The sequence below is a fragment of the Lacisediminihabitans sp. genome, assembly GCF_036569425.1.
Taxonomy (GTDB): domain Bacteria; phylum Actinomycetota; class Actinomycetes; order Actinomycetales; family Microbacteriaceae; genus Lacisediminihabitans.
Genome location: NZ_DATCQQ010000076.1, coordinates 1 through 14,293 on the forward strand (window position 1 = coordinate 1; position 14,293 = coordinate 14,293).

At 63.9% G+C, this 14,293-nt stretch carries 13 protein-coding genes; 2 read left to right on the top strand and 11 right to left on the bottom strand.

Annotated elements, in window-relative coordinates; all coding sequences use genetic code 11:
• Positions 1-184 precede the first annotated feature (184 nt).
• Entirely contained in the window at positions 185-1,276 is a 1,092-nt protein-coding gene (locus VIM54_RS12795) for an IS630 family transposase (RefSeq protein ID WP_331901857.1), read from the top strand.
• A 235-nt stretch (positions 1,277-1,511) separates the two neighbouring features.
• Here VIM54_RS12795 and VIM54_RS12800 read toward each other — a convergent pair whose 3' ends face one another.
• The 11 genes from VIM54_RS12800 to VIM54_RS12850 all read right to left on the bottom strand — a co-directional run bounded on the left by VIM54_RS12800 (position 1,512) and on the right by VIM54_RS12850 (position 12,432).
• The gene (locus VIM54_RS12800) at positions 1,512-1,940 is read right to left on the bottom strand and encodes an AAA family ATPase (protein WP_331901859.1); all 429 of its coding nucleotides are present in this window, start codon (positions 1,938-1,940) and stop codon (positions 1,512-1,514) included.
• Positions 1,907-2,503: a relaxase domain-containing protein gene (locus tag VIM54_RS12805; RefSeq protein ID WP_331901861.1), complete on the bottom strand. Its 597-nt coding sequence runs from the start codon at positions 2,501-2,503 to the stop codon at positions 1,907-1,909. Before VIM54_RS12805 ends, VIM54_RS12800 begins: the two co-directional genes overlap by 34 nt.
• 170 nt (positions 2,504-2,673) lie before the next feature.
• Complete coding sequence (locus VIM54_RS12810) at positions 2,674-3,672, bottom strand: ABC transporter substrate-binding protein (protein ID WP_331901862.1); 999 nt, start codon at positions 3,670-3,672, stop codon at positions 2,674-2,676.
• 83 nt (positions 3,673-3,755) lie between these two features.
• A complete protein-coding gene (locus VIM54_RS12815) occupies positions 3,756-4,520 on the bottom strand; it encodes an ABC transporter ATP-binding protein (protein ID WP_331901863.1) in 765 nt (254 codons plus the stop codon).
• Position 4,521: 1 nt separating this feature from the next.
• On the bottom strand, positions 4,522-5,394 hold the full coding sequence (locus tag VIM54_RS12820) for an ABC transporter permease (protein WP_331901865.1): 873 nt from the start codon (positions 5,392-5,394) through the stop codon (positions 4,522-4,524).
• Positions 5,388-6,704, bottom strand: coding sequence for an aryl-sulfate sulfotransferase (locus tag VIM54_RS12825; protein ID WP_331901866.1), 1,317 nt, complete (start codon positions 6,702-6,704; stop codon positions 5,388-5,390). Before VIM54_RS12825 ends, VIM54_RS12820 begins: the two co-directional genes overlap by 7 nt.
• 66 nt (positions 6,705-6,770) lie before the next feature.
• Positions 6,771-7,529, bottom strand: coding sequence for a GntR family transcriptional regulator (locus tag VIM54_RS12830; RefSeq protein ID WP_331901867.1), 759 nt, complete (start codon positions 7,527-7,529; stop codon positions 6,771-6,773).
• 867 nt (positions 7,530-8,396) lie between these two features.
• The gene (locus VIM54_RS12835) at positions 8,397-9,587 is read right to left on the bottom strand and encodes a hypothetical protein (protein WP_331901868.1); all 1,191 of its coding nucleotides are present in this window, start codon (positions 9,585-9,587) and stop codon (positions 8,397-8,399) included.
• Positions 9,584-9,865 (bottom strand): PadR family transcriptional regulator, encoded by a 282-nt coding sequence (locus VIM54_RS12840; RefSeq protein WP_331901870.1) that lies wholly within the window; start codon positions 9,863-9,865, stop codon positions 9,584-9,586. Before VIM54_RS12840 ends, VIM54_RS12835 begins: the two co-directional genes overlap by 4 nt.
• Positions 9,866-10,012: 147 nt before the next feature.
• Positions 10,013-11,356: an O-acetylhomoserine aminocarboxypropyltransferase/cysteine synthase family protein gene (locus tag VIM54_RS12845; protein WP_331901872.1), complete on the bottom strand. Its 1,344-nt coding sequence runs from the start codon at positions 11,354-11,356 to the stop codon at positions 10,013-10,015.
• Entirely contained in the window at positions 11,353-12,432 is a 1,080-nt protein-coding gene (locus VIM54_RS12850; protein ID WP_331901874.1) for a MalY/PatB family protein, read from the bottom strand. The genes VIM54_RS12845 and VIM54_RS12850 overlap by 4 nt, the downstream gene beginning before the upstream one ends.
• A gap of 403 nt (positions 12,433-12,835) precedes the next feature.
• On the opposite strand from VIM54_RS12850, the gene VIM54_RS12855 reads away from it, so the two are divergent.
• Positions 12,836-14,290 carry an NtaA/DmoA family FMN-dependent monooxygenase gene (locus tag VIM54_RS12855; protein WP_331901875.1) on the top strand — a complete coding sequence of 485 codons (1,455 nt, stop codon included), beginning with the start codon at positions 12,836-12,838 and terminating at the stop codon, positions 14,288-14,290.
• Positions 14,291-14,293: the final 3 nt, after the last annotated feature.

Here is a 14,293-nt window from a genome sequence, read left to right on the forward strand (position 1 = left end):
GCAGCATAACCACCCGCGTTGCCCCCACCACTTGACAATGCCGGGTGTTGAGGTCGGTTTTCACACACAGGGTTTAACACCCTCCGCCAACGATTAACAGCCTCCACGCGGCCAAGCCCCGATTAGGACTCACTCATCTAGTGTCCTGCGCCGTTATTTAGTTTCCTAATTGTAGAATTGGGGTATGGCTTCTGTTGGGCGTCCGAAGGCGTCGTTGGTGTTGTCGGTTGATGAGCGTGAGTCGTTGTCGCGGTGGGCGAGGCGTGCGAAGACGGCGCAGGCATTGGCTCAGCGGTCTCGGATCGTGTTGGCCGCGGCCGAGGGGTTGACGAATCTCGAGGTCGCGGATCGGGTCGGGGTTTCGGCGCACACGGTTGCGAAATGGCGGGCGAGATTCGTGGCCGATCGTCTCGATGGGCTGCTGGATGAGCCACGTCCTGGCCGGCCACCGCTGATCAGCATCGACCAGGTCGAGGAGGTGATCGTGGCGACCCTGGAATCCACGCCGGTCAACGCCACGCACTGGTCGAGGGCGTCGATGGCGGAGCGCTCCGGCCTGTCGAAGTCGACGATCGGACGGATCTGGAAGACGTTCGAGCTGAAACCGCACCGGGTCGAGGGGTTCAAGTTCTCCAAGGATCCCCTGTTCGTGGAGAAGGTCTACGACGTCATCGGCCTCTACCTGAATCCGCCGGAGACCGCGGTCGTGCTCTGTGTGGATGAGAAGAGCCAGGTTCAGGCGCTGGACCGATCGCAGCCCGTGTTGCCGATGATGCCCGGGATGCCGGAGAGACGCACCCATGACTATTTCCGGCACGGCACCACCAGCCTGTTCGCCGCGTTCAACATCGTCGATGGCACCGTGATCTCCTCGATCCACCGCAGGCATCGTGCCGTGGAGTTCAAGAAGTTCCTGACCAAGATCGATACCGAGGTTCCGGCTGATCTCGACGTGCACATCGTCTGCGACAACTACGCCACCCACAAGACTCCGCTGGTGAAGAACTGGCTGGCCGCCCACCCGAGATTCCACGTCCACTTCACCCCGACCGGGTCCTCCTGGCTCAACCAGGTCGAACGCTGGTTCGCCTACCTCACCAGCCAACTCCTCCAACGCAGCGTCCACAAAAACATCCAGACCCTCGAAGCCGACATCCGAGCCTGGGCCGCTGGCTGGAATCAGAACCCGAAACCCTTCATCTGGACCAAAACCGCCGACCAGATCCTCGAATCCCTCGCCCGACTAATGAAACGAACTACCGGCGCAGGACACTAGTTGGCGACGGCAGATGTGACACGAAAACAAATCACCGGAATCACTGGGCAGCAGCGCCCGTCGTGGAAAAGTTTGGGTTTCCACGTGGAATGACTTTTTGCGGGTCCCGCCACTCCCCCGTGTTCGCGGGCTCAAATGGATTCTCCGAATTACCCACAGCGTGAAAATGGCCTCTGATCTCGGATTTTAAGTCCCGGGTTGGGGGCCATTTTTCGTCGAGGTGCTGAGAAAAGTGCTAAGCCCCATTCAGGTGCTGCGTGAGTTGCGGAGCCTGGTCATCACGCGAACCGAAGCGGCGCAGGCACTCAGCGTCGATCCCCGCACGATCACGGTGGGGGTCGAAAACCGTACGATCCCCTCGGTCCGGCTCGGCCGCCGCGTGGTGATCCCGCGCGAGAGGTTCCTGCGGCTGATCGACCCAGATAGCGAGTGACCGGTCGCTCGCACCCGCGCGCATCCGCACGGTCAGGTCCGCGTATTCGGGGTCGGTGAAGCGGTGCACGGTAGTCATGTCGAACGTGCGGGCGCGGAGTTGTGCGGCCATATCAAGGACGCCGCCCCGACCGACCGCGGGCAGCTGCGCACGATCCCTGACGAACGCGAGAGTGGCGCCGGCCTCGTCCGCGATTGTCAGGAGGGCGAGGGCGGTGTCCTGGTCGAGCATCCCCGCCTCGTCCACCAAGACCCGTTCACCCCGGACCAAGCGGGCGTCCTTCGGCGGGCCGCTGTACGGGCTGCCGTTCTCCGGGTCGGTGCCGCCGACCGCGAGCCGGGTCCAGACGCCGTCTCGGTTCCCACGCCACGCCTCCGCCGCCCACACGCGAGTGCCGATCTGAAGTGGATGTGCCGGTGCGGGTCGCCCGCCCGCGACGTCTTGTGGACGACCGAAACGGTCTCAAGCTGCTCGACCGCCACCACTTCCTGCCTCCCCCGCAGGCCCACCCGAGTGACCGAATGTTGCCCGAGCCACCCCATCGCGTCCTTCTGCGCCATATCGAGCGCCGCCGACCCGTCCGGATGCAGGGCAGCGGTGATCGACAGCGACTTCGGCGCGTTGACCACCATCTCCGCAAACCGCGGCGACCCGCGCCGACCCTCCCCGGCCGCCGCGGCGTACCCATCGACTCGCCTGTGAAAGGGTTGATCCAGTCCACCCAGGACGAGTACTGGTCGGGGGTCAGCGCGCCCTCGCTGACCACCTTCCACCAATGTTTGACATGACGCCATTGTCGCTCATGCAGGCAGACGGGCGTTCCCGAGCGCCGTCCTCAAAAGCTGTCAATAGCCCATCCGAACTTGGTGGCATGGCCACTAACAAAAAGCCCCTGTCCCCTGCTGACACATCTGATTCTGCCGCTAGCGCAGTGAAGTCCGTCTCGGCCAGCAACGGCCTCAACTCACGATGCTGGCAGGAAGTCGCGGTTGACGAAGGTGGAGTAGTTGGGAATCGTCGCGCTCGACGGGAGGTTCCCGGCGGTCTTAGCCCACATACCTAGGGACGTCAGCCCGGTCGGTAGGTCGGACGGCAGTTCAATGGTGTAGTCGAACTCCGGCAGGATCGTCTTGACGAGATCAGGTGAAAGTTGGGTGGCCTTTGCCACGGCGCTGACCGCGCTGGCCTTCTGGCTCGTCAGATCCTTGCTCGCCTTATTCAGTGCTAGCTCAAATGACTTGAGTGCACTCGCCTTGTTTTTCACCGCGCTTGTCGATGCCAGGTAAAGACTTTGTTGAACATACGTTCCTGCCGCCGGCTTGAGAACGACTGCGTCGCTTCCCAGAGCGGCGATGACCTGCTGCTGGAACGGTTGGAAGATGGAAACCGCGGGCACGTTTCCCTGTTGCATTGCGGTCACGATGGCCGACGGGGCGACGTTGATCAGTTGAGCGTTGGCGCCGGATTCCTTCAGGAAACTGGAGCCGAAATATGCGGCGCTGGTTCCGAGAGGCGTGCCAACCTTCTTGCCCGCGAGGTCGGACGCGGTTTTGATGCCAGCTTTCGCACTGCCCACGATGACGGAGCCCTTCCAGCGCGAGCCGTCAGCAATGATGTCCATGTTCTTGGAGCTGGCAAGAACTGCGGAGACGGGGACGTCCGCAGAAGTGGTGACGTCGACTTGCCCGGCGGCAAGAGCTTGGAGTGCTTGAACTCCCGTGGAGAAGTCGATCACCTTCACATTCAGGCCTTCGGATTTGAAGTACCCGTTCGCTTCGGCGACAGGCACTTGTGCCCATGAAGGGTCTGGAACGAAGCCGACGGTCAAGGTTTTGGACGAGGCGCCGTTGTTGGCAGCGGTCGTGTTCGAAGCGGAACAGGCGCTGAGAGACGTAGCAACGATCGCCCCAAGGGCGAGTACGAAGACGCGATTTGCGATGGGCCGGCGAAATGTGGAGGGCATGTGAATTCCTTCTGTATGCGGTGGTGGGAAAGGGGGTGTGGTGTTAGTTGAAGACGGGAAGAGAAGAACAACTAATTGGGCATTTATGCTGTTCTGATGTCGGCCCCCTCATGAAGTTCATCGTGGAGTCGACGACGGAGGTCGCTGTAGCCTCCGGCGTCCGCCAGCTGGCCAGCCGGCCGTGCGGGCGGCAAGGGGTTCTCGATCGTGGCGGCCAGTCGGCCGTCTCGGAGAACGAAGATTGTCTGTGAAAGCCGGATGGCCTCGTCCACGTCGTGCGTGACGAAAACAACGGTTCGGCCTAGTCGTGACCAGAGGCCTGTTACGAGGTCCTGCATCCTCAGGCGAGTCTGTGCATCGAGGGCGGCGAAGGGTTCATCCATGAGCATGACCTCAGGCTCGCCGGCTAGCATTCGGGCGATGCCAGCACGTTGACGCATTCCTCCGGACAAAGCAGCGGGACGCTGACGCTTCACCTCGAGCGGCAGTCCGACAACGGTCAGGAGCTCGTCGATGATCGGTTCCATGTCCCGTTTCGGCGTGCCTTTGGCCTGCAGGGCGAACGCGATGTTGGCTCTGATGGTTGCCCAAGGAAAGAGGATGTCGCGCTGGAAGACCATGCCGCGGCTCGGGTCTCTTCCGAGGATAGGTTCGGCGTCGGCGGTGACGTGTCCGCTCGTCGGGCTCTCTATCCCGGCTAGGCATCGTAGGAGAGTGGACTTACCGCTGCCGGAGGGGCCGACCAGCACCACGAACGAGCCGGACTTGATTTCGAGGTTCACCCCGTGAAGAGCAGGTGCGGCTTTGCCCTTGTATGTGACGCCGAGGTCACGAACTGTGAGATCCATGTCAGTTCTCCTCTGAGGCCCAGGCGGTGAATGGCCGGGCCACGTTGACAATGAGTTGGTCGCAGATCGCTCCGACGACCCCCAGAACAGCCAGCAGGAAAATCAGCCGGTCGGCTTGGGAGAACAGCTGTGCCTGTGAGATTCGGTAGCCCAGACCGTTGGTGGTCCCGGTCATTTCCGCGACGACGATCACGACGAAAGCCGTCGCGCAGCCGACGCGCATGCCTGCGACGATGTCGGGGAGGGCTTCCGGCAGGATGACCCTCCGGAGTGTTAGCCAGCGGGATGATCCCAGGCAGCCGCTGACCTGCAGGTAGTCGGACGGCGTTGAGGCAAGGCCCGCGTGAGCGTTGATCCAAACGGGAACGAACACGCCTAGTGCGACGACCACGTACTTGCTTGTGTCGCCGATGCCGAACCAGAGAATCGCGAGCGGAATCAGGCCGATAGTCGGAATCGGCGCAAGCAGCCTCAGGACGGGCTGAAGGATAAACCTTCCCGCCCTAGTCGTCGCAGTCGCGAGCGCCAGGGCGATGCCGAGGACCGTACCGATGACGAATCCAACAGCTGCCTCTCGAATGCTTGCCGTGATATCGGGGCTGAGCACGCCCTCTTGCCACATCTGGACGCCAGCACGCCACACAGCAGGCACGCTCGGAAACAGATTGTCCGGGAACAGACGGGCGGCGTAGAGAACGGACCAAACCGCCATGAGAAGGGCGATTCCGAGGATGGCGCCCCCTCCGAATGTCCCGGCAAGACGTGCCAAGTTTCTGGAACCGGTAAATCGAGGGCTAGAAGATTTCTTCGTCCACTGCCTTACCATCGGGTCCGCGCCGAGGCCGGGACGCGTGGCAACCGTCTCCTTCAGCATGAGCGTTGCTGCTCGACGAACTCGCCGACCGGTTCTGTCGCGGCCGGTACCCATTCGAAGGGCACCGCCTGCGACCTGTAGACGAGCTTGGTCATGGAGAGGCGGTCGACGCCTGGGACGGTAGCGGCCTGCACCTCGGGTTCACCGGCGATGCCAGGTGCTTCGTATGGGGAGTGGTACTCCCAGACGATCTCGCCGGCTGGGGTCACCTGGAACAGGCGCCCTCTCATGCCCTCAGTGATTAGCGTGTTGCCGTTGGGTAGGCGCTGAGCGTTGCTGACGAAAGAGCTGTGGAACTCCCAAGACGGGCGCCCCGAGTCCTCGGCCGTGTACTGCCACACGATTTCTTTGGTCGACGGGTCGATCTCGAGGACGCGCGATCCCGCGTAGATGCCGAGCGGGGCGGGCGGATAGCCAGCGCCGCCCTGATTGTCGAACACGAGGATATTACCGGCGCCGGGCAGCCCCTCGGCAATGAAGTGCGGGTTGTGCTGGCCGGAAATTTGGTCGACCGGGCGCGGTACGGAGAACCGGTTGATGCGCTGGTGCTCCGCTCCGGGCTCTTCACGGTAGTAGGGCCCGATGCGCCAGACCAGAGCACCCGTCGCCTTGTCAATTATTCCGATGACGTTGGCCTTTCGTGTGCTGAAAATGATGTTGTCGGGCTGAAAGACAGTCGTCGGATCGGCGTCATGCCATTTGTTCGGGCCCAGCGTCTTCATGCTGTTCATCTCGAGGTAGCCCCATACATCGTCGGGGCGACGGGCGACGGTCGCCCGGAGGTGCTCCCAACCGGCGACGGAGAAGCCGAACTCGTTCAGGTGGTCACCAGCGCGCCAGGTCCAGACGATGTCGCCGCCCGGTGTGACTTCGTAGATGCCCTGATCGCCCACGATGTGCTCACCGAGGTCGGGAACGACGCGGGGCATCGTCACCAGGAACAGGCGGTTGCCGTTTGGGAGAAGCTCCCAGTCATGGTTCTGGCGAGCTGCGCCGCCAGGCGCCTCGCTGCCCCACTCCCACAGGATCTCGCCACTCCATGACACCTGACCGACAGTTCGGTTCGCGTAGATGCCGCCCGGTGAGCCCTCGACTTCAGAAATCTGCACCCCGATGTCGCCGATCCTGCCGCTGTTCATTTCGGGATCGATGATGCGCGCCGGGACACCGTAGAAGGGCCACTCATGCCGGACTTCACCGTCAAGATCGATCAGCCGAGAGATTCCGTCCGGTCCGCCGAAGAGAACGTAGCTGTCATGGACCTGGGTGCGGTCGAAGTGCACGACACCGGTTGCGGTTTTCACGGTCATTCTTGATTCCTTTGTTGAATGGGGCTTCGGGACAATGCTCGGTGGCGTGGCGTCAGGGATGGCCGTTCAGGATCGGGGGCGGGTTCCCCGATCGCTGTGCCCGGTCATGGCGGCTCGGTCGCCGCGCAGTCGGAGGAACTCAAGAGCGAGGACGCTTCCTTCGTCCAGCCGTAGGACGCGATCAACGGAGAGCACCGGGTCTCCAGGGGCAATTTGGAGCTGGCTTGCCAACGCGGCACCCGCCGTAGATGCTTCGATGACGAGATCGGCGCTCCCAAGGGGGAGGCCGAGCTTGTCCTCCAGGAGTGACACGAGATCGTAGCTCTCCAGCACGCAGTCAAGGAGGCCAGCAGCGAGATCGACATTCAGGTAGCTGGTGTCAAGTGAGAAGGGCTGATTGTCCAGAATGCGGACTCTTTCAATCAAGAGCACCGGTGATCGAGCTGGAAGGTTGAGGGCGGTGCTGATGGCCAAAGGCGACGAGACCACGTCGGCCACGAGAACTCGGTTCGTCACTCGTCCACCATTGGCACTCGCGGACTCGTTCAATCCGCGAAGCTCGGCAAGATCCGACCAGTCCCAGTGTCGGCTGATCGTGGTGCCGATGCCGCGACGGCGGGACACGACGCCCTGTTTCTGCAACGCAGCGAGAGCCGCCCGGATCGCGTTCCGGCTAGCACCGAATTCAGAGATCAGCGCTTCTTCGCTCAGCGCTGTGGGCGTTGCCGAGTTGCGAGCTTCAGCGCGCATGAGATCGCCAAGCCGACGAGAGGATTGCTCTCGATCTCCTCGAAGGAGGCCATCGATGTGCGGATCGAATTCCATGGCCCGAAGCTACGCGCGAGTTGTGTCACCTGCGTGTCCGTCACATTGTGGATAAGTTTCGCCACCTGTTTTGGCTTGACTCCGAGGGGCGAATTGAGGTATCGCCGGAAACTTTTTCTCTTCCCTGCGATAAAAGGTGTCGCGACAGCAATAACGGGGGCCTCTGTGCTGCCGCAGCGAACGTTCTTCATCCCTCCCTGAGCGACCTCCAAAAGTCTCAATTGAGAGCCCTCCGGGATCCCTTGTCTGTGCGGCATCTCGGCTTCCACGCATGGTTTCGAGGGTGCGTTGAAAGCCATCATCGGAGTTCTGATATTGAGTCGTTGAAGTCCTCATACGCGGCCACATCGTCAAGTTTCTGCGCGGGCGTGAACGACCGCCGCGCAGTCGGACCACCCACGCGCGGACCGGGATTGCTGCTCTTACTCGTCGGACTATCGTCGCGCACAGCGATCAACGATGGACCGCACATGATCGGACTTCCTGATTCTCAGTAGTTGGCACACTCGCCGGCGCACGAAGGGGGCCGAAGTCGGAACTGCCTTGAGGGCCTCCTCGGCGCGCTGCTCACCGCAGGCCAAGCTGGTCAGCACTGCTAAAAGTGCTAACTCAGGTGCTAAGCGTTGTGTAGGTGCGGGTATCTCGATGCAATTGTCCACAGGAGGACCCGCCTACTTCCCTTTGTTTGTGGACAAGAGTGCCGATTCGTGATTCTGCGCGCGAGGGGCAACAGAACAGTTCAAGTCCCCCTTCGCGCACAGAGGGTGGTTCGGCCTATTGGGCTGTGCCAGTTCGGAAGATGGGTCGCGACAATCGGTTTCGGTTGTCCGGCCCATTTTTTGCGCCCGAGCGAGATACCTCGAGTCCCTATGGTCTGGAGTTGGGAACCGCCGGAGCGCCTCCCGGCTCAGCCATCCCCGCCTGCCCGAGTTGCCTGGACGAGAAGTTGTCGCGGCCGCGCACTCCGCCGACCAGAACCAGAACGATGGCGACAAGCCCCCAGCGCGCGACGAGCATCACCACGTCGACGGGCAGGGTGGGGGCAACGCTCGATTCCGCCAATTTAAGGAACCCCACTACGGCTCCGTAGGACAGCAAGGCGAGGCAGACCACTGCGAGCGACAGCGCTTTCACGCGACGTGGGTTCGAGTGGCGGTTGAAACCGGAGAGGGCGAGGACGCAGGCGATGACCAGTCCGACAATGAGCCACGCACTGAGCATGGTGGCAACCAGATCCTCGAACTTGACTTTGAGCGTCAGCCAATCTTCGAACGTAGCACGGTTGGCATCGGTGAATGCAAGGTTGAACCTCAGGGGTGCGCGTGCAGCCCACACAATGCTGGCATCAGCAAAGCCCAGTACGAAGACCGCGGCAACGACGAAGCCCCCCAGCGCTGAAAGGAGCAGCGAACGGGAGCGGGGCTCCGGCCGTGGGTTCGGCCCAAGGGGGCGGTATTCGCGCCACAGGTTCGAACCGGCAACTATGACGAGGGCGATAGCCGCGAGATAGACGAGGTTGGCCGCGGAGATGAACGGCACGCCGGAATCCAAGAGAAATTGCCAGTTGATCACGTCCCGGAGGGCGGAAACGGCGCTTGCAAGCACCAGTAGTGCAACTCCGACGCGCACCCGGGAGGTCACGCCCCGGGTGGCCAGAACCATCACCAACGCGACGACCGGCGCGAGGATCGAATAGACAGCCAAATAGGTCGATAAAGTCAAGACGGCAGAGTCGTACAGATCTGGGCCGGTCCGCCCGTCCCCGGTCCCGACGATGGCGTACTGGGTTATCGCGACGATCGCCGCGCTGAGGGACAGCCCGACGGCCAATCGCGACCGTCGTGTCACCGACTCGATCGTCACGCGCGCTCGACCCGGAACCGGACGGGCGAGCGTCGCGGCGAATGCGATCGAGCCGATGGCAATCTCTGACGCGCGGATTCCGACCCCGGGTGCATCGCGCAGCTCACCAAGCCACTGTTCCCGGTACCGGTCACGTGAATGCCGCGGGAGCAGCGCTGCGGCCACGCGCACGATGAGAGTTGGGGAGGTGATCATGCGGTCACCACCGAAGGTATGACGAGGCGCGGGGTCGTTGCCGGATGGACTCGCAACGCGAAGGCAGCGATGGTTTCTCCCGCAGCTGCCGCGCCGCCCTCAGTGAGTTCGTAGTAGCGGCGGCGCGGACCCGACCGGGAGTCGTCTGCCTCCCACGAGGAGGTGACCCAGCCCAGGGATTCCAGGCGTTCGAGGATCGGGTAGACAGTGCCGGCGGGTCGCCCGCTCGACTTGATCACCAGCAGGCCCCAGCAGGGGTCAGAGGATTCTTCCAGCACGCGGAGAACGTCGACTGTGGCGGGGGTAACTCGCGCTAGTGGGTCCATAACCCAAACCTAGCTATATAGAGATAGAGACGCGTCCCCCAGTCCGAGGGCCGGCGTCACGACAACTCCACGGGCGGGCCACGAAGTTCGGCCGCTGCCTCACACTCGGCGCAGCGCAGCGTCCAGGTCCGCGATGAGGTCGTCGACGCCCTCGATTCCGATCGAGAGGCGAATCAGGCCGGGGCTGATGCCGAGCCGGTCGCGTAGCTCCTGGCTGAACGAGAAGTGCGTGGTCGTTGCCGGATGCAGCGCCATCGATCGCACGTCGCCGATGTTGGTCATGCGGCTGAACACGCGCAGGCCGTCCAGAAACCGTCGAGCGCCATCCTCGCCGCCCCGCACGGTAACCGCGAACACCGACCCGGTCGCTGCGCCGTACAGGCGCTGCGCGAGCTCGTAGCGAGGGTTGCCTGGCAGGCTGGAGTAGTCCACCGATTCGACCCGCGGATGCTCCGACAGCCACTCTGCGATCGCCCTCGAGTTGGAGAGGTGGCGCTCCATCCGCAACGAGAGCGTCTCGATCCCCTGGTGCAGCAGGAACGAGTTGAATGGCGACAGCGCGGGTCCCATGTCGTTGACGACCGCCTCACGGGCGAGTCGGGCGTAGGCGGTGCGCCCGTGCCGTTCGAGCACCGAGGGCACTCCGGGCGACTGCGCCTCCGTGAGCATCGGGTAGGACCGCTCAGACCCGGCCCAGTCGAAGTTTCCGCCATCCACGATCGCGCCAGACAGCCCAGCACCGTGGCCACTGAGGAACTTCGTGGCGGAATGGACGACGATCGCCGCACCGTACTCGATCGGACGGATCAGGTAGGGCGTCGCGATCGTGTTGTCCACCACCAGCGGGATCCCGTGCCGCGCGGCCACCCGCGCGAGGTGCTCGATGTCCACGATGTCGTTCTTCGGATTGGGAATGGTCTCGGTGAAGATCGCCTTCGTGTTCGGCCGGATCACACGATCCCACTCGTCGTCGTCCGATTCGTCCCAGACGTAGTCCACCGTGACGCCGAACCGGGCGAAGCTGCGCCCGAAGAGAATGCGGGTACCACTGTAGATACTCGCGGTCGAGACGATCCGCTCACCGGACTCGGCCAGAGCGAACAGGGCCGTCGTGATCGCCGCCTGCCCAGAGGCGACGACGATGGTCTCGGTGCCACCCTCGAGCGAGGTGATCCTGCGCTCGGCGACGGTTCCGGAGGGATTCCGTTGCCGAGAGTAGATGAGCCCGTCCGCCTTACCGGAGAAGCGATCCCGGCCATCGGCAAAGGAGTCGAATCGGTAGCCCGCCGTCATCGCGATCGGCGTGATGCGGGCGCCGCTGTTGCGCTCCTCCTGCTCACCGGCGTGAACCTGGCGGGTCTCGAACTGGTAGCCGTGCCAGTCGTACTCCGGGTCGAGTACCGCGTCGGGGTCCGAGTCGAACCCCTGCTCGTGATCGGTCATGAGGGCAGTTCTCCCGCGCGGTGGCGGGCGACAGCATTCGCCATGCCGATCACGGCCTCCTCGAGCAGCGGCCTGGGCAGCGCGAAGACGAGCCGCACGTACTGCTCGTACCCTCGGCCGCACTGGGCGCCATCGGTGAGGCTCACGCCCGCTTCCGTGCGGAAGAAGTCTGCGATGGAGCCGTCGATACCCAGCCCCGAACAGTCCAGCCAGGCGATGTAGGTCGCGTCGGGGAGCGAATATCCCACCTGGGGCAGGTGGCGTCGCAGAAGGTCATCGAGCAACCGCCTGTTGCCGTCGAGGTAGTCCACCACCTCGTCGAGCCACGGCCGCCCCTCGGTGAATGCGACCGTCGCCGCGACGAGCCCCAGCGGAGAAGCCCCCTGAAGAGCCGCGAAACCGAACGCGCCGAAGAGTTCCTCGTCGGCGTCGTTCGAGGTGATGAGCTGGGCGGTCTTGAGCCCGGGAAGATTCCACGCCTTCGACGCGGACGTGGCGGTGATGGTGTGCGCCGCGGTGACCTCCGACAGCGAGGCGTACGGGATGTGGCGCTGGCGCCCATAGAAGAGCGGGGCGTGCACCTCGTCGGCAAAGACGCGACCGTGGTGCGCCTCGACGATGGCCGCGATGGCCTCGAGCTCGTCCCGGGTGAGCGCGGTGCCGGTGGGGTTCTGCGGATTACAGAGCACGAGCGTGCGGGCGCCGGCATGAAAGGCCGCGTCGATGGCCGCGAGATCGTGGGACCACCGCCCGTCGGTGACGATGCCTGGCACCTCGAACACCTCGCGACCCAGGGCCGGAATAACGCTGAAGAAGGGCATGTAGGCGGGAGTCGGCACGATGACTCCGCTTCCGGCCGGCGAGAACTTCGTCACCGTGAGCTCGAACCCGGCCATCACGTCGGCCACGGCGTGAACGCGCGCCCAGGGGATGTCCCAGCCGTATTCGCGTCGGTGCCAGTCGGCGGTGGCGCGAGCCATGTCCTCGACCACGGAGGGTGAGATGTATCCGAAGTGGCCATCATCGATCGCTTCGTGCAGTCGCCGGGTGATCTCCGGCGCGGTTCCGAAGTCCATCTCCGCCACCCAGGCCCCGACGGTCTCCGGGTGAAGGCTCCACTTGCGACTGCTCGGCCGATTGAGCTGTTCGCGGGTGAGTCGGTCGAAACGACTCGATGACGATGAGATGGGGGAACCTCCGGTCTCGACGCGGGCCGCAGGGGGCAACCGAGGTTGGCTCAGCCTCGAAGTCAGTGTCGGCAAAGCAATCTCCTCGATTCAAGCGGCTCTCCGCCTCATAGTCGAGTCTGATCTAAATCCCTCCCGGTGAGCGAATCGGTCGGGCCAAGGTGACCGAGTGTGACGAACAAGCCGATCGACAATCGACACTCGTGTCCAGCCCTGTTGCGAATTGAGTCGGAGGTTTACCGAATGTGACCCCCCGTGAGCGTCGGGACCGCCCGGTGCCTACGGTCGAAGGATGAGTCAGAGTGACAGCAGAGGCGATGCTCCGGTTCGTCGCGGGACCATGATCGTCGGCGCCACCGTGCGCACGCTCGGTGCGTGGCCCTCGGGCTGGCGGTACCCGGGCGCCCATCGGCACCCGTCGGATGACCCCCGCGCGCTCCGCTCCCTCGCGCTGACCGCCGAGGCGGCCGGGCTCCACTTCCTCTATTTCGGCGACTGGCTCGCGACCGGTCCGGAATTCGAACAGACCGACCCGTATCTCCTCGCGCGCATCGAGCCGCTGGCGGCCATCAGCTTCCTCTCCGCGGTCACCGATCGGATCGGGCTCATCGCGACGGTGAGTTCGGCGCATTCTGAGCCATATTCGACGGCCCGGGCATCCGCGTCGATCGACCTGCTCAGCAACGGGCGTGCCGGGCTCTCCATTTCCAGTGGCGCGGAGCCGCGCTCGGCGGCGAACTTCGGACGGACGAGTGTGCATCCCGATGAAGACCGGATCGAGGCCGCCGGCGAGTTCATCGAGATCCTCTGCGGACTCTGGGACAGCTGGGAGGACGACGCGTTCGTCGCGGATGCCGCCACCGGCCACTTGATCGACCAGGAGGGCGTGCATCAGCTCGGCTACGTCGGGCGTCACTTCTCCTCCGCGGGCCCGCTCAATGTCGTGCGGCCGCCGCAGGGGCATCCGATCGTCTCAGTGGTCGGCAGCGCACCGAGCGCCCGTGCCCTTGCCGCTCGCCAGGCCGACATCTCCTTTCTCGCGCCGATGTCCCTGGCGGAGGCGGTCGACTTCTATCGGGCGACGAAGGAGCAGGCGCGGGATCTCGGGCGCGACCCAGCCCACTTTCTCCTGGTCACGCCGATTCTCCCCATCGTCGCCGAGACGCGGGAGAAGGCCTGGAGGATCTACGACGACCTGGTCGACCTGGTGCCGGTCGAGACGGCCGCCGGCGTGGACAATGGGGTCACCCTCCCCGCGAATCGCACCATCCGCCGCCTCGCCGGCCTGCTCGGAGTGTCCCTCAACGGAGTGATCATCGACGAGGCCGTACCTCCCAAGATCGCGGCGAGGTTCAGCCCGCTCGGCACCGAGCTCGTCGCGCTCGTCACCTCGCGCTCCGGTCGCACCGTCGGAGGATATCGCCCCGTGACCTACCGGCACCTGCTCGTGGCGCACGCGGTCGCTGCTCCCGTGCTGGTCGGCTCGGGAGTCGATGTCGCCGACTACATGGAATCCTGGTTTCTCGCCTCGGCGACCGACGGGTTCACGATCCTCTCCGCCTATCTCGGCGGGCAGTTCGAGAGCTTCACCGCACTCGTCGTTCCCGAGCTCAAGCGCCGCGGCGTCTTCCCCGAGAACTATGCGGGGGCAACCCTCCGGGAGAATCTCGGCCTGCCTCGCCCCGCCAACACTCTCACGCCGGGAGCGTTCGGTATTGAATCTTCGCGGTCACTCCGCTACCGCTAGATT

Bases quoted from the DNA above. Each gene is read 5' to 3' on its own strand.
- VIM54_RS12795 (WP_331901857.1), top strand. From the start codon at position 185: ATGGCTTCTGTTGGGCGTCCGAAGGCGTCGTTGGTGTTGTCGGTTGAT.
- VIM54_RS12800 (WP_331901859.1), bottom strand. From the start codon at position 1,940: ATGCTCGACCAGGACACCGCCCTCGCCCTCCTGACAATCGCGGACGAG.
- VIM54_RS12805 (WP_331901861.1), bottom strand. From the start codon at position 2,503: ATGGCGTCATGTCAAACATTGGTGGAAGGTGGTCAGCGAGGGCGCGCT.
- VIM54_RS12810 (WP_331901862.1), bottom strand. From the start codon at position 3,672: ATGCCCTCCACATTTCGCCGGCCCATCGCAAATCGCGTCTTCGTACTC.
- VIM54_RS12815 (WP_331901863.1), bottom strand. From the start codon at position 4,520: ATGGATCTCACAGTTCGTGACCTCGGCGTCACATACAAGGGCAAAGCC.
- VIM54_RS12820 (WP_331901865.1), bottom strand. From the start codon at position 5,394: ATGCTGAAGGAGACGGTTGCCACGCGTCCCGGCCTCGGCGCGGACCCG.
- VIM54_RS12825 (WP_331901866.1), bottom strand. From the start codon at position 6,704: ATGACCGTGAAAACCGCAACCGGTGTCGTGCACTTCGACCGCACCCAG.
- VIM54_RS12830 (WP_331901867.1), bottom strand. From the start codon at position 7,529: ATGGAATTCGATCCGCACATCGATGGCCTCCTTCGAGGAGATCGAGAG.
- VIM54_RS12835 (WP_331901868.1), bottom strand. From the start codon at position 9,587: ATGATCACCTCCCCAACTCTCATCGTGCGCGTGGCCGCAGCGCTGCTC.
- VIM54_RS12845 (WP_331901872.1), bottom strand. From the start codon at position 11,356: ATGACCGATCACGAGCAGGGGTTCGACTCGGACCCCGACGCGGTACTC.
- VIM54_RS12850 (WP_331901874.1), bottom strand. From the start codon at position 12,432: ATGGACTTCGGAACCGCGCCGGAGATCACCCGGCGACTGCACGAAGCG.
- VIM54_RS12855 (WP_331901875.1), top strand. From the start codon at position 12,836: ATGAGTCAGAGTGACAGCAGAGGCGATGCTCCGGTTCGTCGCGGGACC.